Annotated in this window: 19 protein-coding genes; 4 read left to right on the top strand and 15 right to left on the bottom strand. The window is 35.7% G+C overall.

Going from position 1 to position 21,736, the window contains the following annotated elements; translation table 11 throughout:
- Positions 1 to 22: 22 nt before the first annotated feature.
- From atpE to tyrA, 4 genes are all read right to left on the bottom strand, one after another.
- A complete protein-coding gene (atpE, locus tag B6C99_RS09715; RefSeq protein WP_034901511.1) occupies positions 23 to 253 on the bottom strand; it encodes a F0F1 ATP synthase subunit C in 231 nt (76 codons plus the stop codon).
- A 36-nt stretch (positions 254 to 289) separates the two neighbouring features.
- On the bottom strand, positions 290 to 1,072 hold the full coding sequence (gene atpB / locus B6C99_RS09710) for a F0F1 ATP synthase subunit A (RefSeq protein ID WP_034901508.1): 783 nt from the start codon (positions 1,070 to 1,072) through the stop codon (positions 290 to 292).
- Positions 1,073 to 1,326: 254 nt separating this feature from the next.
- Entirely contained in the window at positions 1,327 to 2,664 is a 1,338-nt protein-coding gene (glmM, locus tag B6C99_RS09705) for a phosphoglucosamine mutase (protein ID WP_065614740.1), read from the bottom strand.
- Between the two features lie 90 nt (positions 2,665 to 2,754).
- Positions 2,755 to 3,876, bottom strand: a complete 1,122-nt coding sequence (gene tyrA, locus B6C99_RS09700) for a bifunctional chorismate mutase/prephenate dehydrogenase (RefSeq protein ID WP_086359642.1) — start codon at positions 3,874 to 3,876, stop codon at positions 2,755 to 2,757.
- Positions 3,877 to 3,991: 115 nt separating this feature from the next.
- Here tyrA and xthA point away from each other — a divergent pair, with 115 nt between their 5' ends.
- From xthA to B6C99_RS09685, 3 genes are all read left to right on the top strand, one after another.
- On the top strand, positions 3,992 to 4,798 hold the full coding sequence (xthA, locus tag B6C99_RS09695) for an exodeoxyribonuclease III (protein ID WP_086359659.1): 807 nt from the start codon (positions 3,992 to 3,994) through the stop codon (positions 4,796 to 4,798).
- Between the two features lie 23 nt (positions 4,799 to 4,821).
- Complete coding sequence (gene xseA / locus B6C99_RS09690; protein WP_086359641.1) at positions 4,822 to 6,171, top strand: exodeoxyribonuclease VII large subunit; 1,350 nt, start codon at positions 4,822 to 4,824, stop codon at positions 6,169 to 6,171.
- Between the two features lie 198 nt (positions 6,172 to 6,369).
- Complete coding sequence (locus tag B6C99_RS09685; RefSeq protein ID WP_086359658.1) at positions 6,370 to 8,040, top strand: molecular chaperone HscC; 1,671 nt, start codon at positions 6,370 to 6,372, stop codon at positions 8,038 to 8,040.
- A gap of 91 nt (positions 8,041 to 8,131) precedes the next feature.
- Here B6C99_RS09685 and B6C99_RS09680 read toward each other — a convergent pair whose 3' ends face one another.
- Both B6C99_RS09680 and B6C99_RS09675 read right to left on the bottom strand, forming a co-directional pair.
- Entirely contained in the window at positions 8,132 to 10,813 is a 2,682-nt protein-coding gene (locus B6C99_RS09680; RefSeq protein WP_086359640.1) for a J domain-containing protein, read from the bottom strand.
- A complete protein-coding gene (locus tag B6C99_RS09675) occupies positions 10,810 to 11,508 on the bottom strand; it encodes a DUF1266 domain-containing protein (RefSeq protein WP_086359639.1) in 699 nt (232 codons plus the stop codon). The genes B6C99_RS09680 and B6C99_RS09675 overlap by 4 nt, the downstream gene beginning before the upstream one ends.
- Before the next feature lie 241 nt (positions 11,509 to 11,749).
- Here B6C99_RS09675 and dolP point away from each other — a divergent pair, with 241 nt between their 5' ends.
- Positions 11,750 to 12,322 (top strand): division/outer membrane stress-associated lipid-binding lipoprotein, encoded by a 573-nt coding sequence (gene dolP / locus B6C99_RS09670; protein WP_086359638.1) that lies wholly within the window; start codon positions 11,750 to 11,752, stop codon positions 12,320 to 12,322.
- A gap of 60 nt (positions 12,323 to 12,382) precedes the next feature.
- Here dolP and csdE read toward each other — a convergent pair whose 3' ends face one another.
- The 9 genes from csdE to B6C99_RS09625 all read right to left on the bottom strand — a co-directional run.
- Positions 12,383 to 12,781 (bottom strand): cysteine desulfurase sulfur acceptor subunit CsdE, encoded by a 399-nt coding sequence (csdE, locus tag B6C99_RS09665; RefSeq protein WP_086359637.1) that lies wholly within the window; start codon positions 12,779 to 12,781, stop codon positions 12,383 to 12,385.
- 63 nt (positions 12,782 to 12,844) lie between these two features.
- Positions 12,845 to 14,023: a cysteine desulfurase CsdA gene (csdA, locus tag B6C99_RS09660; RefSeq protein WP_086359636.1), complete on the bottom strand. Its 1,179-nt coding sequence runs from the start codon at positions 14,021 to 14,023 to the stop codon at positions 12,845 to 12,847.
- A gap of 1 nt (position 14,024) precedes the next feature.
- Positions 14,025 to 14,903, bottom strand: a complete 879-nt coding sequence (locus B6C99_RS09655) for a U32 family peptidase (protein ID WP_065614733.1) — start codon at positions 14,901 to 14,903, stop codon at positions 14,025 to 14,027.
- A gap of 139 nt (positions 14,904 to 15,042) precedes the next feature.
- On the bottom strand, positions 15,043 to 16,038 hold the full coding sequence (locus tag B6C99_RS09650; protein WP_086359635.1) for a peptidase U32 family protein: 996 nt from the start codon (positions 16,036 to 16,038) through the stop codon (positions 15,043 to 15,045).
- A 632-nt stretch (positions 16,039 to 16,670) separates the two neighbouring features.
- Positions 16,671 to 17,033 (bottom strand): VENN motif pre-toxin domain-containing protein, encoded by a 363-nt coding sequence (locus tag B6C99_RS09645; protein WP_216819449.1) that lies wholly within the window; start codon positions 17,031 to 17,033, stop codon positions 16,671 to 16,673.
- A gap of 234 nt (positions 17,034 to 17,267) precedes the next feature.
- Positions 17,268 to 17,651 carry a DUF596 domain-containing protein gene (locus tag B6C99_RS09640; protein WP_086359633.1) on the bottom strand — a complete coding sequence of 128 codons (384 nt, stop codon included), beginning with the start codon at positions 17,649 to 17,651 and terminating at the stop codon, positions 17,268 to 17,270.
- Positions 17,652 to 17,660: 9 nt separating this feature from the next.
- Entirely contained in the window at positions 17,661 to 18,887 is a 1,227-nt protein-coding gene (locus B6C99_RS09635) for a VENN motif pre-toxin domain-containing protein (RefSeq protein WP_086359632.1), read from the bottom strand.
- A 617-nt stretch (positions 18,888 to 19,504) separates the two neighbouring features.
- Positions 19,505 to 20,047, bottom strand: coding sequence for a hypothetical protein (locus tag B6C99_RS09630; RefSeq protein ID WP_086359631.1), 543 nt, complete (start codon positions 20,045 to 20,047; stop codon positions 19,505 to 19,507).
- 19 nt (positions 20,048 to 20,066) lie between these two features.
- Positions 20,067 to 21,736: VENN motif pre-toxin domain-containing protein (locus B6C99_RS09625; protein WP_086359630.1), on the bottom strand; the 1,670-nt coding region annotated here is incomplete at its 5' end.

Raw genomic sequence — 21,736 nt, 5'->3', positions numbered from 1 at the left:
GACAATTCCTCTTAAATTATTATTAGCCTGCAACAGCAAAAATGACATATAACGCAATACCTACACAAATCATAGGGATCGCATCAACTAAGCCCATAACGATAAAGAATTGGGTACGTAACATAGGCATTAATTCTGGTTGGCGAGCAGCACCTTCTAAGAATTTACCACCTAATAAACCAATACCAACTGCACCACCGATTGCAGCTAATCCCATCATTATGCCTGCGGCTACAAATAACATACTATCCATTATATACTCCAGTTTATTATCAAAAAAATTTAAAAATTAATGATCTTCTGTTGCCGAAGCCATCGCTAAATAGACAATCGTCAACACCATAAAAATAAATGCTTGTAAGGTAATTATCAAAATATGGAAAATAGCCCATGGTAATGATAATACCCATTGTGACCACCAAGGTAATAGTGCAGCAATTAAGATGAAGATAAGTTCACCAGCATACATGTTACCGAAAAGTCGTAATCCTAATGAGACAGGTTTAGCTAATAAACTAACAAGTTCTAGGACTAAGTTAATTGGTGCAAATGCCCAATGATTAAAAGGATGTAAAGTATATTCTTTAATAAAACCTGTAATCCCTTTATATTTGATTGAATAGATGATGATAAGCGCAAATACGCCTAAAGACATTGACATGGTAATACTAACGTCAGCTGTCGGTACTACTCTTAAATGTGATAAACCTAAATATTGTCCAGCGTAAGGTAAGAAATCAACTGGAATGAGATCCATCAGATTCATTAAGAAAACCCAAATAAACACAGTAAGAGCTAAAGGGGCAATGAGTTTATTTTGGCCAGTAAACATGTCTTTGACGGTATTATTGACAAATTCAAAGATCATCTCGACTGCACATTGAAGTTTACTTGGTACGCCACTCGTTGCTTTCCTTGCAACACGATGGAAAATCCATAAAAACAGCACACCAAGTAAAATTGAAAAGAACAAGGAATCAAGATTAAAGGTCCAAAAACCAGAACCGACTTGTAAGTTCTCAAGATGGTGTTTTATATAAGCTTGCGGTGAAGCTGGAGAGGAAACTGCCATATAACCCTCTTACCTATTTTCTAAAAATAAAAACTACAGCTTGTTATATTTTTTACCTTAAAAGGTATAAACAATTACTGCAATAACCGAAGCTGTTATTTTAAACCTAATTGCCTATATTAAGTCAACAACTGATTAAAAAAATAAAGAATTTAGACACTTTTTACTAATTTTGCGTAAAGAATAACAGCTTTATTACTCACTTTATTAGAAATAATTTTCACCAATTGCCTAATTAATGTAGAAAAAATAGGCTAATTTGATTGTTTAACTGCATTAGCAATTTGTTCCGCAAGTTGCTGAACTTGTGATTGATTGCTACCTTCAACCATCACTCTAATAAGAGGCTCTGTGCCTGATTTACGAATGAGTACTCGCCCATTATTAACAAGTTGTTGTTCAGCTTGTTCAATGGCTGATTTAACTTCAGGATTCGTTAATGGATCATGTTTACCAGAGAATCGGACATTAATTAATACTTGGGGCAACATTGTCATACCACTACATAAATCAGCTAATGACATATCATTGCGTACCATTGCAGCTAAAACTTGTAAGCCAGCAACAATGCCATCACCGGTAGTGGTTTTATCTAGCAGTAGAACGTGACCTGAATTTTCAGCGCCTAACCGCCAATTTTTTTCAACTAGCATTTCAAGTACATATCTATCGCCGACTTTTGCTCTTACAAATGGAATACCAAGATTTTTAAGGGCGATTTCCAGCCCCATATTACTCATTAGCGTACCGACCACTCCACCTTTTAGCTGACCCTGTCTTAACGCTTCTCGAGCAATGATATAAATAATTAAGTCACCATCAATTTTATTACCTTTATGGTCAACCATAATAATACGGTCACCATCACCATCAAGGGCGAAACCTAAATTGGCTTTTTCACTGATAACTCTCTCAGTTAAAGCTTTTACATCAGTGGCACCACAATTTTCATTAATATTCACGCCATCAGGGTCACAACCAATTTTGATTACTTTAGCGCCAAGCTCACGCAATACTTTCGGGGCAATGTGATAGGTGGCACCATTAGCACAATCCACCACAATTTTTAGGCCTGATAAACTTAAATCATGATCAAAAGTACTTTTACAAAATTCAATATACCGACCAGCAGCATCAGTTATTCGACTGGCCCGACCTAATTGTTTTGATTCGACGCAATCGATCTCTTTTTCAAGTTGCGCCTCGATTTCTAACTCAATTGCATCATCAAGTTTGCGCCCTTCGTTTGAGAAAAACTTAATACCATTATCATAGAAAGGATTATGTGACGCAGAAATGACAACACCAGCATCAGCACGAAACGTGCGAGTTAGATAGGCAATCGCCGGCGTTGGCATTGGGCCAGTAAAAGCGGCGGCAACCCCAGCCGAAGCAAATCCGGCTTCTAATGCTGATTCCAGCATGTAACCTGAAATGCGAGTATCTTTACCTATGATTACTTTTTTTACACCATCTTTAGCCAGTATTCGCCCAGCAGCCCAACCTAATTTGAGAGCAAAATCAGGCGTTATAGGATATTTCCCAACTTTTCCTCGAATACCATCTGTCCCAAAATATTTCCGATTAGACATGTTATTCCCTCATACAGAATTTTTTATTTAACTTATTTCCGGCGTTATCATATTAACGTTATCAGTGTTTTACAAAGGAACTTAGCTAAACTATTCTCGATTGTCGTTAGCAAATTTCAATAACACTTGGCTTTCTTTAATAAAACGCTCGGCATATTTACCAAACCATTTTGTTACTTCATTAAAATTCTCAATAAATTTGGTTTTATCTCTTTGTTCGATTAATTTAACCATTTGCCCAAAACATTGATAGTAACGTTTAATTAATTCAATATTGGCATCTGATGCCATGATGATATCGGCATAAAGTTCTGGATCCTGAGCAAATAAACGGCCTACCATCATTAATTCAAGTCGATAAATTGGTGATGATAGGGTAATTAGCTGTTCTAAATCAGCGTGTTCGCGTTGTAAATTCACACCATATGAGAATGAAGTAAAATGACGCAATGCTTGAATAAATGACATGCATTTATCATGCTCTTTTGCATCAATCGCACATAAATTTGCTCCCCAAATCCGCATTTGTTCAATTAACCATTGGTATTGTTCCGGGTATCGTCCTTGGCAGTAAACAATAACTTGTTTAGCTAAATTAGGTACATCAGGGCCGAACATAGGATGTAAGCCAACGACAGGACCAGTATGCTTAGCTAACATAGCTTGTAACGGTTTGACTTTGATTGAAGTAAAATCAGTTAAAATGCAATCTTTAGGTAGTGGTGGTAATTGTTCAATTATTTCACAAGTTTTGTTGATAGGCACTGTCACAATAACTGCAGCTGCATCAGCGACTACTTCTGCAGCTTGATGCATTGTTTTTGAGCCTAGTGTTTTGACTTGGTAACCAGATAAGGTAAATAATCTGGCAAATAGTCGGCCCATTTGACCATTACCACCAATAATAACAATTGATCCTTTACCGGAGTAAACTTTTTTGAACCCTTTATCATTTTCACTAATATAAGACTCACGCATTAAACGACGTAAAATATCTTCAATTAGCGCTGGTGATATACCTAAATCTTCGGCTTCTTGTTTCCGTTTAGTTAACATATCCGCTTCACGTTTTGGATCGTAAATTGGAATTCCATGCTCGCTTTTCACTTCACCAACTTCGGCCACTAATGCTAGTCGCTGACTAATTAAAGATAAAATCGATTTATCTACTTCATCAATTTTATTGCGCAATGCAAGTAATTCCTTTGACATATTTGCTGGATCCTTTATCACAAGTTATAGCTTTTACTGTAATTGCTTAACAGTATAACGTATTTTTGGTAGCATGGGTTAATAGCAAAATTAAATCAAATACAATAAATTTATGATTAAAGTTATCTCATTTAACATTAATAGCCTTCGGGCAAGAATTCACCAATTAGCAGCGATTATTGATAAACATCAGCCAGATATCATTGGCTTGCAAGAAACCAAAGTTCATAACGATCAATTTCCAATTGAGGAACTAGCACAGTTCGGTTATCACTTACATTATCATGGTCAAAAAGGGCATTATGGCGTGGCATTATTGACTAAGCAAAAACCATTATCAGTCCAATGTGGTTTTCCAACTGATGAGGAAGGTGCACAATGTCGATTAATTATGGCTGAATTACCGACTAGCCAAGGTAATTTAATCGTTATCAATGGTTATTTTCCTCAGGGAGAAAGTTTACACCATGAAATCAAATACCCTGCTAAACGTAAATTTTATCAGGATTTAAATCAGTATATACAAAGCCAGCAACTTAATAGTCAATTATCCTTAATTATGGGGGATATGAATATTTGTCCAACTGATTTAGATATCGGTATTTCTGATGAAAGTCGTAAACGGTGGTTGCGTACTGGTAAATGTTCTTTTTTGCCTGAAGAGCGTGAATGGATAAATAATTTAATGTCTCTTGGTTATACTGATACTTATCGTCATGCTAATCCTGAATCGCAAAGATATTCATGGTTTGATTATCGTTCTAAAGGATTTGATAGTGAAACTGGATTAAGAATTGATTTAATATTAGCCAGCCAAAAGTTACAGCAATATTGTCAGCAAACCGGTATCGATTATGATATTCGCGGTATGGAAAAACCATCTGACCATGCACCGATCTGGGCACAATTTGATTTAGATTAAACTTCAACCATAAGGATAATAGTATGCAAAGCAGTTCGATTTTATCGGTCAAAGATCTTAACCAAATGGTTAAAGATCTGCTTTCTGATGCTATTGGACAAATTTGGTTAGTGGGGGAAATTTCTAATTTTTCTCGTCCTTCTTCTGGCCATTGGTATTTCACATTAAAAGATGAAGTTGCCCAAGTGCGTTGTGCTATGTTTCGTAATAGTAATTTTCGCACCGGATTTACTCCACAAAATGGTCAACAAGTGTTGGTAAATGCTTCGGTAACGCTTTATGAAGCACGTGGCGAATATCAATTGGTCATTAATAAAATGCAACCCGCGGGTGCGGGATTGTTACAACAAAAATTTGAGCAGTTAAAACAAAAACTGTCAGAAGAAGGATTGTTTGATCCTATTTATAAACAAACATTACCCGATAATATTCGTACGGTTGGAATTATTACTTCAGCAACTGGAGCTGCGTTGCATGATATTTGTCAGATATTAAATCGACGCGATCCTAGTTTGCATTTGATTATCTATCCAACTCAGGTTCAAGGTAATGAAGCGGCAACCCAAATAGCAAGGATGATTGAAATTGCTAATGTTCGCCAAGAATGTGATGTACTAATAGTTGGACGAGGTGGTGGCTCACTTGAGGATCTTTGGTCATTTAATGATGAAGTGGTTGCAAGAGCAATTTTTGCTAGCCGAATACCGATTGTTAGTGCTGTTGGTCATGAAGTCGATTTTACGATTGCTGATTTTGTTGCTGATGTTCGTGCAGCAACGCCATCCGCAGCGGCCGAGCTGGTAAGTCGAGACAAACTAGAGCAAATTAAGCGTTTACAAGTTCAAGAACAATATTTATGCATGGCAATGGATTACTATTTAATGCGCCGACGAGAACGCTTAAATAAATGGCGCCATCAATTACAAACACAACACCCTCAAGCAAAATTATCAAAACAATTAAATCGTTTATTAACTGATCGTCATGCTTTGTTTGAAAATATGCAGCAATATTTATTAAGGCAATCTTATCGCCATAATCTGCTTGATAAACGTTTGGTTCGTGTTTCACCACAACATAAAATTCTTTATTATGGGCAGAGCCTTGAGCAAAAACAGCAACAAATCATTAATTTGATTCAAAACAAGCTGACAGATGCTAAGCATCAGTTTGTATTACAAACATCTCAGCTTAATAGTGTTAGTCCACTAGCAACCCTAGAGCGAGGTTATTCAGTAACAACTAATCAGCAACACAAAGTGATACGCTCAGTTGAACAAGTCGTTATTGGAGAAATTATTGAAACACAGTTAAAAAGTGGCAAAGTAACTAGTCAAATTATTGAGATTAATAAAAAATCTAGTTCACAATAGTTTTGTTAAGATTTGAAAAATTAACTTATTATAGCTTAATTGAAAATTAACTTTTTATTTAGCTATTTTGTTTTTATTAATAGTCTATCTTATTTAATAAATTTAATGTGCGAAATTGGATAAAATTGTATCTTAAATAGTATTAAGGATATAATATTCAGCAAATTTATTAAAAAATACTAAGAGAATAAAGTGGTTATGCATCCTCCAATAGGTATTGATTTAGGTACTACCAATAGTTTGATTTGTGTTTGGCAAAATGGTCAATCAACGCTTATTCCCAACGCTATCGGCGAAGTTGTTACGCCATCGGTGGTCAGCATTGATGAAGATAACTCTATTTTAGTTGGTCATGCTGCTTTATCACGTTTAACCACTCATCCTAGCCGTAGTGCTGCGGCATTCAAACGTTTTTTAGGCTCAAGTAAAGTTTTTGAATTAGGTGAGCAAAAATTCACTCCAACTGAACTTTCCGCATTGGTTTTAAAATCATTAAAAGCCGATGCTGAAGCTTTTTTAAAACAAGAGATTAGTGATGTAGTAATATCCGTACCTGCTTATTTTAATGATGAACAGCGTAAACAGACTCGCTTTGCTGCTGAGCTAGCAGGCTTAAATGCTGTGCGTTTAATTAATGAACCTACAGCTGCCGCCATGGCGTATGGATTACATGAAGAACAATCTGGAAATACCTTAGTTTTTGATTTAGGTGGTGGTACATTTGATGTTACTGTGTTGGAATATAGCATGCCAATCATTGAGGTTCATGCTTCAGCTGGTGATAATTACTTAGGTGGTGAAGATTTTACTCATGAACTTGTTAAAGCTTGTTTAAGCGAATGGGAACTCAAACAATCCGATATACCTGTTGATGATTATGCTCGCTTGCTAGATTTAGCCGAACAACTAAAATGTAAACTAAGTGGTGAACAAATACATAATTTGACTTGGTCTTGGCAAGATAAGTTGTGGCAATTTTCATTAAATGAAGTAAGGGCTAAATCAATTTGGTTACCTTTACTTAATCGCTTACGAGCACCTGTTGAACAGGCTCTAAGTGATGCTCGCTTAAAACCTAATGAACTTGAACATATTGTCTTAGTTGGTGGTTCATCGCAGTTAGGTGTAGTGCGAGAGTTAGTAACCAAATTATTTGCCAAATTACCTTACCGTCACATTAATCCAACGACTATTGTTGCACAAGGGGCTGCAGTGCAAGCAGCATGTCGTTTACGTGATGTTGATGTTGAAGAAGTGATTCTTACCGATGTGTGCCCATATACCCTAGGCATTGAAAGTAGTTCTGGTAATATTAATGGTTTATTTTCGCCGATTATTGAACGTAATACGATTGTTCCAACGTCAAAAGTAAAAACCTTTTCTACAACACACCCACAACAAAAAAGCATTATGCTTTCAGTTTATCAAGGAGAAAACCCTCGGGTAGAAAATAATGTTCTAATTGATGAATTTGAAGTTCCTTTAAAGCCAATGGAAAAAATACAAGGGATTGATGTTCGTTTTAGTTATGATTTAAATGGTTTGCTCGAAGTTGATGTGGTATTGCTTGAAACTGGCGTATTGCATGGCAAAGTGATTGATCATAGTCCAATAGGGTTAACAGATAAGCAAAAACAAGAGAGCCATGAACGTCTGGCAGCCCTTAAGATTCATCCGCGTGATGAAATGCCAAATCGTACTTTATTAGCGCGACTAGAACGAGCATGGGCACAGTCATTGGGTGATGAACGATTATTAATTGGAGCATATATTGAAGCTTTTATGCAAGTACTTGATCAGCAGAATCCCGAAGAAATCGAGCAAGTACGCAGTGAGATAGAGGTAAATCTTAGCGAGCTTAATCGATAATCATTACCTTTTCTAAAATCCCTCCTTTGTTAATCAGAAAATAGTCTTTCATTTTCAAAGGGGGGAAAATTCAGATGATTTATTTTTGAGGTTATTCTTCTATTGGTGGTCCGTAGCGGTTGGTCTCATTAAAAGTTGAAAGCCAACACGGCAATAATAGCAATGGTAATAAAATTGTGGCGGATACAAAATAATAGAAACCTCCATTAGAATAACAGTCATTTAAGCGTCGTTTTATTGCCAAAACACTATTGATTGTTGCTAATCCGCATAATACAAGCATAATAGGATGATCTAAATTAGTTTTTTTTGCTGCCTCTATTATTAATAAAAATAAAGGTAAACTGAAAAAGCCCATTTGTTTTAAGAAACCAATTAAATTGGTTCGGCCTCTCCAACGCCAAATTTGCCACCATTCATTTGGTGGAAATGATTTTGATTGAAGCTTTTTCTGGTGATCCATATTTTTGGCTAACAGCAATGCTGAGGATAATTTAATTATGCTATTATTATCATTATTTTGTCCGATTTCTTCTAGTACTTCTATATCCTCTTCTTCGCATAGCGAATCATCTTTGTTTAACTTGTTATTTATAGCATATAATTTATCTATGTTTTGCAATTCATCATTATGTTTTTTAAGGGATGATGGAATAGATAATTTGTCACAAAATGCGTTAGCAAGTTTTTTTAACTGTAGATCATCGCCAGCAAGTTTTTGTAGTATTTGGTGTAGTTTTGTTTTTTGATTTGGTTTATCAAAAACAATCATATACAGTAACATTAAACAACTTACTGGTTTGTTGGCTAGTTTATGTGCCCATCTTTGTTCAACTATTTGTTCAATTTCATCCCAATTAACCTCTTCTGGCGAGTCGGTAAACGCCTCAATTGAATTTGGATAATTAACCAACATACTGCCAATCAATTGGTTATCAGTATCGATTAAATTATATAATTCTGTATCATTTTGCCATTCGTTAGACTTAAAGGTATTGATCAGCGGCACTAGCGGATCATTTTCTGGGAGTAAAAATAAGTTATCGTTTTCACGAATAAATTCAGCGGCTTTAATTGGTGAATTGGTAATGGTAATGGCTAATAAACAGTAACGATACCATTGCCAATAAGCATTCTTATCAGCCTCAATAATTGATTGTTCAGGTGATTTAGGTAAATTATTAAATCCCCTAAATTGATAATATATTGGCCAATCAAACATTTCCATATTTCGATAGGTTACATTGCGGTATAGATGTAATTTAGCGACAAACGGGATATCATCGAATCTATCTAACCATAATCGACCATATAAAAACTGATTGCCTTTTTCGTTATCTGGATCAAATTTAGTCGGAATAGTTGCATTTTCATCACTTTGGTACAACCATTCTTTAAACTCCTGAACGGGTGGTAAATTAGTGAGCCATTCAAGGTGTTGTATAGCTTGACGCTGTAAATTTTGTAAAATAAATTGTTCAAACTCATCTTCACTTGAGTCAGCTAAGATTTCTTGCAAAAGTGTTTTATTACCGTGTCGTAGCATGATTGCATGTCGGTATAAACGATATAACCGATTGTTTCCATCATCACATAATAAAGTGTGTAGAACTTGACGATAATTCCAATGATTATCCAGAGCCCAGGTTATAACAGCCGCAATTCCATTGCTGTAGTTTTGTTTCCTAAATTTCAGTAGTCGAGAAATTGTTGATGGCGTAAATTGCGGAATACTATATATATAAGTTTCCTGATCTTCTGCCGTTAAACAATAAGAATGGTTTAATGCCAGAATTAATAATGGTAGATAATCAAACCGATTTTTAGAACACCATAACATTAACCAGCTGGTGGCCTTTTCTTGATATTGTGGTAAACGATAAAGTTCTAACCAAAGTGATAAGGCGTTTTGTTCGTCTTCAATCAGTGAATACTGCATTGCGGCGACAGCTTTCCATTGTTCCTGAATTTGCTGTTCTTGATTAGTATCTGAAATACAAGTTAAGGCATAGTCTAATAATCCTCTATTTGGCGATTTAGCAAAATAATACCAATTGGCTAATTCTTGCATAAACTCTGTATTATCAGGTAGGTAAACTACAGTATGAATAGATAAATATTCTGCTAACTCTACTGCTGGTTTTTCCCAGAAAAGCCATCTAGCACAACGAGCATAGTCGATGGTTACATTTTGTATGGCTTTGCTTGTCCTTGGTAAGCTGTCGTAATTAAAAAAATCACCACGATCAATATGATCAAAAAAATTCTCATACATATCAGCGTCGTTGGGAGAATAACTATTTATTTGCTGACGCCAGCGTAAATTATCAGCTAATATTTTCACACATGATAGTGATATCGTCACAGTGTCATAACTGATATCCAACAGTTTCCATTTAGCAATTTCCAGTATAGACATTGGGTAATCATAAAAAGAAGCAACAAATTTATGCCACTCATTCACATCATGGCATCGAACCGGATCATCGAGTAATGCTTGATAGTTATCACTGATTTCTTTGACTTGTCGCTCTTCTTCGGTGAGGGGTTTAATGACCTCTTCAGCGAGATTTTCTTGATTTAATTCTTCAGTCATTGATTCTGGTGATTTTGCATACTGCATTGCTAATTCATAGGCTTCGCGTAGCGCTTTAAAACCATCAGGATCTGTTTCAGGATGATATTCAGGTAGTTTTGCCCGATAAGCTTGTCGAATCACGGCGATATCGGTAGTTTTCTCAATTGCTAATAATTGCCAAAAATTGTTATTCATGACCAAGCATACTCCATTAATGATTCAGGTTTTTCCAGTTCTTCTATCTCAATATGCCAAGGCAAGTGATGATAAGGGGAATCTTCGTTGCTATACAAATTAGTCATGGCCCATGTCTGGGATGAACGGCATAAGTCACAACGTAATTTTTCTAGATCTTCTTTATTAGTCAATGATTCCCAATATTGATAACCGACAAACCAGCCAGAAAAATAACTTTGCCATGATGAATAATAGTATTGAGCTCGTAGTCCAATTCTATACAAAATCCAAAGGGCTTCTTCTTCAGTAATAAATTTATTGGTGATGCCATTACGTAATATATAACCCATACGTGCGTAATCCCAACTACGGATGCCTCCAGCACCACATTCGGAATAAGTTTGTTCAACAAATTCGAGCAAAACTTTATCATAATCGCTCTGTTTCTCGGTGTAATTCAACCAATCTAATGCCGATAGACGAGGATACATAAAGTAATGTTTAGATAAGGCTGTTGCATGACCATCATCGACCATATTAAAAACCATTGCTAATAGTGTTTCTCGAGAGTGGATGCCCCAGTCTTTTTGCATATCAATATATTCATAATCTGGGAAAAAAAATGGTGAGGTATAACTTGCACCACTCTCTTTATTTAAGGCAACCATTGGTGCTGATAGACCATATAACCAATCGATATAATCTTGATTCATCGCTTTATTCCATTAATTTTTTATACAACCATTTTATAAACGATAACAGATTTTATAAAAAAATAAATGTTTGTTATAACGATTAAATTAATTACTTTTTTGCTATAGATTAGGTAAAAAAATCGAAAGATTTTATTTTTTAGAACAATAAAATTATTTTGCAAAACTATATCTACAAGGCATAATAAAAACTATTAATCAGTATTTGAATTCTACTGAGTAGTAAATAAAAGGAGTAATAATGAAAAAATTTGTCTTAGTAACAGCATTAGTAACGAGCGCATTAATGCTACAAGGTTGTGTTGCTGCTGTTATTGGCGTCGGCGCCGGAGCTACCGCAAAAGTTGCCACTGATCCGCGTACCACTGGAACACAAGTTGATGATACTACCCTGAACACCCGTATGAATAATAAATTAAGTGAAAATGGTCCTTTTTTTATTGGCTCTCGTATCTCTTCAAGTACTTATGATGGCAATATTATTTTGACTGGTCAAGCCAATGCCGAACAGATTGAAAAAGCGGAACGTCTTGCTTATCAAGTTGAAGGTGTGAGGAAGGTTTATAACCAAATTCGTACAGGTGAACCAGTTAGTGCAGGAACAATCACCAATGATATGTGGATAACAACCAAAGTTAAATCTCAACTTGTAATGAATTCTAAAACCAAAGCACGTAATATCAAAGTCGTTACTGAAAATGGCGAGGTATTTTTAATCGGTATTGTTAGCAGTGAAGAAGGGCAGGAAGCCGCTACTGTTGCAAGTAAAGTTGCAGGTGTTAAGAAAGTTGTTACATTATTTATGCAACGTTAATCACTAATTGTAAAAGCCAAAAGGATTAAAAAAGGGAGAATTTATTCTCCCTTTTTTACCTTAAATGCCAGTTAATTTGATACGTTCAATCATTTTTTCAATCCCTTGTAACCTAGATTGGCTCAACTCATCAGTAATTTTTAATTGCTTTAATATTGCAAGAAAATCGATAGCTTGAATTTGTTCTGCTGTTTTATGATTGGCAATAATGATTAAAATAGCTAGCAAGCCTTTAACGATTCTACCTTCACTATCACCTTGAAAGGTAAAAGTATTATCTAATTGTTTTTCATTAGTTAGCCATACCCGATTTTCACAACCATAAATTTGGTTGGATTCTATTTTTTTTAAATCCGGAAAATCAGGTAATTGTTTTGCTAAGGCAATTAATTGTCTATAACGATCTTGCCAGTTCTGTTGTTTAGAAAATAATTCAAATAAAGTTTGTTGTGATAGCATAATTAAAACCGATTAGTAATTGAACAAGTCATTAACGTTTCTTTGATTAACTACAGATATAGCTTAAGTGAGTAATTCAATGGCATTTTGTAATGCTGTAATAAAATGATCAATATCGTGCTGATTATTATATGGCATAAGTGAAATACGAATAACACCATGACAACCAAGTTTATCCATAAGTGGTTTAGCACACAATTCACCGGTTCGGATGGCAATATTTTGTTCGCTTAATAAAATAGCGATATCATTATGATGAATGTTTTGTATATTAAAGCTAATGATAGGGCTATTGCTAACGCTATAAAATTGTATATTGGTTAACTGGCTTAATTTTGATTCAGTATAGCTTGCTAATTGTTTTATATAATTTTCTAATTGTGCTTCATTCCACTTTGTTAACCAATCTAAGGTTGCTTTAAAACCAATAATGCCCGCTATATTTTGTGTACCAGCTTCAAATTTATAGGGAAGATTTTCAACTGTAAATCCGGTAAATGAAGCAGCTTTTAACATTTTACCGCCGCCATGCCAAACATTCATTTGATTGAGTAAATATTGTTTTCCATATAGTATCCCCAATCCAGTTGGGCCATATAGCTTATGAGCAGAAAAGGCATAAAAATCGATATTTAAATTTTCAACATCAATCGGATGATGTACAACGCCTTGAGCGCCATCCACGACTAATACCGCATTGGTTTGATGAACTAGTTGACTAATTTGGGCTAAATCTGGACAAAAACCGGTAACGTTAGACATTTGAGTTATAGCAACAATTTTAGTTCTCGCTGAGAGTAATCTTGAAAGCTCATCAATATCTGCTGACCATTTAATGATCTTGGCGCCAGTTTGTTTCGCCACAATAAGCCAAGGTAACAAGTTGCTGTGATGTTCTAACTCGCTAACAATGATTTCATCACCTATATGTAATTGTGCTCTGGCATAACTTTGGGCAATTAAGTTGATTGATTCGGTTGTGCCTCGAGTCCAAATGATTTCACAATTTGACTTAGCATGAAGTAGATCAGCAATATTTTGCCTAGTTTGATCAATCGTTGCGGTGACTTGTAGCGCATCTTGGTGCAAACTACGTTGCGCTGTTGCAGTGTTATGCTCGTAATACTCAACAGTTGCATCGATCATGGCTTGTGGTTTCAGCGCTGTAGCTGCTGAATCAAGATACACATTATGGCTATTTAGGGCAGGGAAGTCTGCCCTAAATTTTTCGAGTAGCAGCATATTATTGTGTAAGTTCAAGTCCTGCAATTCCATTCCAATAACCGTTACAGTCTCGTTTATGTTCAATGTGTAAAGGATTTAGTCCTTCTTCATTAGCTCTAAATTGCTTAACTACCTCGAGTGTTTCAATTCCAAGCGGAGAAATACGCACGATATCAACTAATCCTTTCATCTCTTTTAGATTATTACCTAAGTTATAACAGTAGCCACTTTGTGTTTGAATACCGTTAAGAACAAATACTTTTTGTTGTTCTTGAGAAAATACTTCTCGACCAACGGGATATTTAATACAGCAAGTCTCACATTTATCTTTTGGTTTATCTTCCGATCTAGCAGTAAAACAGCGGGCAGAATAGGCTAATGGTAGATAACCATAGCTAAATACTTCAACTTCAAAATTGCGCTCAATTTTCAATGCGTCAAATTGTTTTAAAACATTGCTTAACCAATCGCGAGAAAGTTCAACTGGCATACACCAACGCACCATACCTTGTTTTTGTAACAATTTTAGGGTTAATGCGTTATAACAGTTAATTGCCGGACCAGCGACAAAAGGTAAATTATTGTCATGAGCAATATTAATTGCAGCCAAATCATTAGCTTCAATTAAAAAATCACCATTATTAACTAATTGTTTTAAATCAATTAGTTCTGATGGTGCTTCAAGTAGTGCTAGGGTAGAAAGTACGACTTGTTTACCGGATTTAGCAATTTCTTTAGCTAAATCTAACCAATTGGGTACTTTCATTTCCCGACGTTTGGTACATACTGTTTCGCCCATATAAATAATATCCGCTTCACTTTCCTTAGCGGCTTGATAAAAGGCTTCGGTTTCAATTTTAGGCCAATAATAAAGCACAGGGCCTAACGCATATTTCATAGTCTTGCTCACTATATCTGTATTTAATTATTTCAAATAGTCAATGTTCGATAGCTATTTTCTAACTCTAATATCAAAAGCAATCTAGATTAGTATCATATTTATTTTATTGGTAAACATGAGTAAATATGTTTACACTTTATTGCCATTTACGGTGGTAAGCACCTAATGTCGTTTGTGTGCCTTCTGATACTGATCCTAATGTATCCATCCAGTTCTTTTCTGTTTGGAATGTTTGAGGATTCGCTTTATAACGATCGATAGCTTGTCGCCAAACTTTAGTCACTTGTTCCACATAAGCTGGACTACGTTGACGACCCTCAATTTTTACTGAGGCAATATTAGCCGCAAATAGTTCAGGTAACAGTTCAATGGTATTTAAACTTGTTGGTTCTTCAATAGGATGATAAAGTTCATTGCCAACAAAATAGCGTCCTTTACATAAGGTTGGGTAACCCGCATTTTCACCTTTCTTATGGCAATCGATTAATACATTATTTAGTCTAGATTCAAGTCCTTTATCGGTCTCTTCCCAACGGACAAATTTCGCTGGTGAACAAGCTCCTACGGTATTGGGAGATTCGCCAGTTAAATATGAGGATAAATAACAGCGACCTTCCGCCATAATACATAGACTGCCGAATGCAAATACTTCCAATGGTACTGGAGAGACTTGTGATAACTGTTTCACTTGATGCATGGATAACACTCGCGGTAAAACAATACGATGTACCTGAAAGTTATTATGATAAAACTTGATTGATTCTTCATTGGTTGATGATGCTTGAACCGAAACATGACGTTCAAGATTAGGATGTTTTTCAGCTGCATAATCAAGCATGGCTAAATCAGCAATGATTAGAGCATCAGCGCCAATATTTGCCGCTGTATCAACTGCATATTGCCAGCGCTCAAAGTTTTCCGGATGAGCAAAGGTATTAATTGCGATGTGTAACTTTTTACCATGCTTATGTACATATTCGGATGCTTCAATTAAACGCTTTTCATTAAAATTTAATCCCGCAAAATGGCGAGCATTGGTATCATCTTTCAAACCAATATAAACGGCATCAGCACCGTTATCGATTGCTATTTTTAATGATGGTAACGAGCCGGCAGGGCAGAGAAGTTCCATATTTATACCTTTAGATTCTGCATTTTATTCGCCGTGTATTATGCAATAATTCTGGCTGTAATGCGAATAGAAAGCAGGCAAAGTCACTAAAAACGTAACAAATGATAGCTCAATTGTGTCATGTAAAAAGACTAAAAAAGATAATTAATGGTGAAATTGTTTCTGATATCAACTACCTAGGCATAATCTTTGCCATACCTAGGTAAAAGTTAGTGACTTGCATATGTGACTTAGAAATGTTTATTTTATATTTTCCAAATAAAATTTAGCAAGATGATTAATTCATCATTGCTTATTATTGAATGATATTCAATACTTCATCATTATGGTCATAAAAAGTCGGTTGGCTACTAGTTGATGAAAAAGTGTCATTATTAATAACAGTTCTAATTGGTGATTATATTTCTAGATAATGGTTATTCTGATTTAGTTTATTGAGGTTTATTTGTAAAAATAATTGGGGAATGTATACCATCTTATTGATATTAGAATATGAATGAAGTGGTCATAGTTTGTGGGATTTATGTGTAAAACAGTTAAATATAACAAAGGATGTTACTCTTCACTGATTATCTTTATAACTCTCTAGTTGGGTAAATTCTGTTTCAATGCAGACCATTCAACATTACCACTTAAAAAGCTTCGTCATCTAATCTATCAAGATCTTCAATTTTATCTAACCTATCTTGCCAATAAGCTTTTTCCTCTTCAGTCAACACCGGGGTCAAACCACCTTGAAGCTCGAAACGTAGTTTTATACCCTTTTTTTCCAATGCCTCTTTCTTTTGTAAAGTATTATTCTCAACTGCATTTTTACTGCTACTAATAGCTGCACTAGCATCACCAAAATTACCACCGCCGGCAGCTACCGCAAGGCCGGACGCTAGTTGAGATAGTGCGCTGATGGTTTGTTTTTCTTCTTCTTCGGTTAAATCTTTGACTTCTTTGCCATACAGTTGTTTGCGGATGATATCTGCTGCAATTTCACCGGCCACTGCACCCGCTCCACCGGCAAGTCCTGAGTTGCCTTGTAGCTCAGCGACTACTGCGCCAAGTATTGCATGAGCAACTAACCTCGCGGTTTCGTTATCACCGGCTTGTATCTTTATCTGCTCAGCCAGCCATGGTGCACTGGCGCCAGCTAAGCCGCCGGTGATAATTTAATTTGTTAAGTTTATTCCTTAATAGATATGGAATTTTGTTGTTGAGCTTAGCAAGAAAAGCTTATATTAGGTCCATTCTAATGTCCCATCGTTGTGAACCCATACAGCCCCGGCAGGACAAGAGTCATCATAGAACCAATAATCCTCCATCATGTGTTTAGGGTCATACATTCCATCCTCATTGTTAGGAAATGCATCATGAAATATTTTTAACTGCTCATCAATTGTACCGGTCAACATATGCCCTTTTTTTGCCAATTTAACACGTCCTTCCTTCAATAATCTTTGTACAAAATAAAAAAATATTTCTTTTCTTGTTTGAAAAGGAAATTGCTCTCCAGAAAATTTTAATGATGGAATCATATCAGGACTCATATAACTCCATAATGCTCCAAAAGATCTGAATTCAGACCAATCAACAATATTTTTATAATCATAATCATCTATCATAAATTTCTCCTATCTAAATTTAATTTCTGCACTTTTTCTTAATCCTCTATATAAATTTGTTAATGTGGGATTATTTCTAATATCAATAGTCCAACGAGCTCCTGTTTTGTCCACTGAGCTTGATACATTTCTTAATGTAATAGTTGTCCCATCTTGTAATTTAGCTGTATAAATACCATCTCTAGTTTTTGTTAAAGGTTGTCCCGCTAATTCTTCTGCATAATTATAGATTTGTCTATCCGTTAAATTTTGGCTTTCATAAATTCTTGTTGTATAACGATTACTTCCAGGTCCTTGTTGGATGGTTTGTCCATCAATTTTTAAATCAGTTTTAGGATTATCCTTATCAAAAACATCTTTTAGTTCATCAAATCTTTCTTGTTGCCTTTGTTTCTGATTATTTTCATTCTTATTATTGTCATCATCAGGTGGTAATATTGGCGCACCACCTACCGCAGTAGCTTCTGAGTTGTTTAATTCATTATTTGATGATTCATTATAAATCTTGTCTCCCCATGTTTCATTACCAAACATGGTAGGTGCTAATCCTTTTTTTGCAAGAATTTGTGCATCTAACCAAGCTACTTGTTCCGGTGAAAGTTCCTTAATTTTTTCCGGATCTCTACTCTTACCTGCATCCATTGCCTCTTGAATTTGGTCATTTGTTAGACCAAAGTCAACACCTAATTGTGCAAGCATATTTCGACAGGTTGCATTTTTCATGCAAAACTCGTAGCCTTTTTCTAATCCTTTGAGTATAGGTTTGGCCAAACCATTATTCTCAACCGCATTTTTACTACTACTAATAGCTGCGCCAGCATCACCAACACTACCACCACCGGCAGCTACTGCAAGACCTGCTGCTAATTGCGATAGTGCACTGATGGTTTGTTTTTCATCTTCGGTTAACTCGCTGGCATCTTTACCACCATAAAGGGTGTTGATAATTGCTTTACTCGCTAGCTCTCCGCTTACTGTACCAACACCTCCTGATAATGCTGAGTTGCCTTGTAGCTCAGCGACTACTGCACCAAGTATTGCATGAGCAATTAAGTTGCTGGCAATATCATCGGTTTGCCATTTACCATCTTTATCTAGATGCCCGGTGTGCAGTTTTATCTGCTCAGCTAACCATGGTGCACTGGCGCCAGCTAAGCCGCCGGTCATATCGCCGGTGATAATGCCGGTAATAATTGATACGGCTGAGTCAACGCCTTTACTAAAGTCATTGCCCATTTTGCCATTTTGGGAGTCTTTACCGGCATCTTTATGAATAGTGCGTTCGAGCTCTTTTACCTGCTCTCCTAACTCTTTTAAGCTAGTAACAATGTTTAATCTGGTCTGCTCATCCTCTTTATTAAAGATTGGTTTGAGTTTGCTATGGGCATTTTCGGTATCATGATTGAGTTCATTAATATCTTGTGTTTGTTTATCTTGGTCACGAATGATTAACTCACCGTCACTGATTGCCGCATGGGTAATATTCGAGGCTTCATCGTTATGGTCATAAATGGTTGGTTGACCACTGGTCGGTGAAAAAACATTGCTACCAACAACTATTCTAATTGGTTGATTATATTTTTTAGATAATGGTTATTTTCGAGTTGGTTTATTGAGGTTTATTAGTAAATATAATTGAAGAGTGTATACCGTCTTATTGATATTTGAGTATCCGTGGGCTATTAATAAAGCAATAATAAGTCGCTGAAGATAATTTTAGACATCAGGATTTGGACATACTAAACGAACTAAATAAAACAACATTAATGTGAAATTAAAATCAGTAATAATATCTATCCCCCCTTTCCTTAAAATTTTTAGGTAAAGGGGATTAGAGGTAAGTTAAAAAGTAACTAAGTTGTGGTTTTAGGAATTTTACCTGTCCACCAAATTGGTTTTTCATCAGGTTGTAAATTATCGAAAACAGATAAAGGGATCTGACTGTAGCTTACACAATAAGGAATGGTAGTAATTGCTACCATTACCGGCTGATATTTATAATCGGGATCTGATTTAAACCATTCATAATTTCTTATAGCACATTCAATACACTCATAAAATGTTTCAAAATATTTACCAAAAATCTCGAATAAAGTTGATTTAGTTCTATCTAAATCACTTTTAACTTGACCTGATAATATTTTACTCCAATCAAATGCTTCTCTATCCAACTGTTTAAACTCTTTTTCTACCAATTTCATTAATGCTACGGCGGCATCTAACTCTTCTAATTTTAAATAACGACGATATAAGCGGTCAGTAATCAGTGACCAATTTTGGTCAGGATATTTAGGTAAAACATAATATGAAATGCAGTCAAAAAATAGCTGCATATCACTATCTGTACCTAAATTAAATATTGATCCTCCACCTATAAAACCGTGTTTTAGTGACATAATTTATTTACCTCAAAGTTTAATCTCTTAATAATCGAATTTGTTCTGGCTTAATTATTCCATTTGATTTATTTTTTATACCCTGTTTTATTTTAAATTGCTGTGCGGCAGTTATTTTTTGACCGCGAATATCTATTACAACTAATTGTTGTACTCCTGATGGTAGATGTTTTTTTCTATCAATGGCTTGTTTGGAAACATTATCAATCAAACCATTAATATTATTTTGTATATCATAATTTTTTACTTCTATTGAACAAGTAGTACCATTACAAAAATCTGGCCTTACACTCCCGTCTGTTCCCCATTTTACCTTTTGACCATTCAGATAGCTTTCTTGAGCATTAAAATCAGGAGTTAACGTTTTACCAACATCCTTTTCTGAATCCACTGGAGTTGGACGACCATTAGTCGTTGTTGCGGTATTTCCTGGTGATGGAACATTTATTTTCTCATTTTTTTCAAAAATATAATATGAGCCATTGTTTTTATAAATTGGATTTCCCGCAGCATCAACTTGGCCTGTATTTGTATAAACGCCACCTCTAGGTCCAACTATATTATCACCTTGTTTGCTATAACCAGTTGGTAATTTTGGTTGTGCTAGAGTTTGTCCGCCCTTGTTTATTGCATTTTCTAACTTTGATAACTCAGCCGCACTGAGTTTGTGCCCCACCACTATACCAGCAATAGCGGCTAAATCACTATTGATGCGCATACCTAGAACTATTTTATCAGCTGTGGCTTTATCAACACCCCAATTTTCACTGATACGTTGAGCTAAAATGTCTCTATCTTTTTCTACATTTGCAACATCTAAACCAAATTGCAAAGATTCAATATCTTTGTAACCATTATAATATTTAGTATAATTTGCATACGCATCATTATAAGCTATTCTATCTTCTGGCGATAACGAATCAAAATATGATTGATAAGCTTTATCTAACTCTGCTCTAGCAACACTGCATTCTGTAGATTTTATGTTCTGGCAAGCTATAATTAAAACTTGGTTTTTATAATCATCTAAGGCATTTAGAGCAGTAATCAAATCTTCTAATTCTTGTTTTCGTTCATCAGAAGCATTTAGTAAGCCTTTCTTGATTAATTCTAATTCAGCTTGTGCATCTTTTCTTTTTTTATCTTCTGATGCACTCAAATAGTTATTCTCAACCGCATTTTTACTACTATTAATAGCTGCACTAGCATCACCAAAATTACCACCGCCGGCAGCTACTGCAAGGCCGGATGCTAGTTGAGATAGTGCGCTGATGGTTTGTTTTTCATCTTCGGTTAACTCGCTGGCATCTTTACCACCATAAAGGGTGTTGATAATTACTTTACTCGCTAGCTCTCCGCTTACTGCACCAACACCTCCTGATAATGCTGAGTTGCCTTGTAGTTCAGCCACTACCGCACCAAGTATTGCATGAGCAATTAAGTTGCCGGCAATATCATCGGTTTGCCATTTACCATCTTCACCCATATGCCCGGTGTGCAGTTTTATCTGCTCCGCTAACCATGGCGCACTGGCGCCAGCTAGGCCGCCGGTCATATCGCCGGTGATAATGCCGGTAATAATTGATACGGCTGAGTCAACGCCTTTACTAAAGTCATTGCCCATTTTGCCATCTTGTGAGTCTTTACCGGCATCTTTATGAATAGTGCGTTCGAGCTCTTTTACCTGTT

Source organism: Gilliamella sp. N-G2 (assembly GCF_002142215.1).
In the GTDB taxonomy this organism is placed as follows: domain Bacteria; phylum Pseudomonadota; class Gammaproteobacteria; order Enterobacterales; family Orbaceae; genus Gilliamella.
The sequence above is the reverse complement of the archived record's forward strand: the minus strand, read 5'-3'. Positions and strand labels throughout refer to the sequence as shown.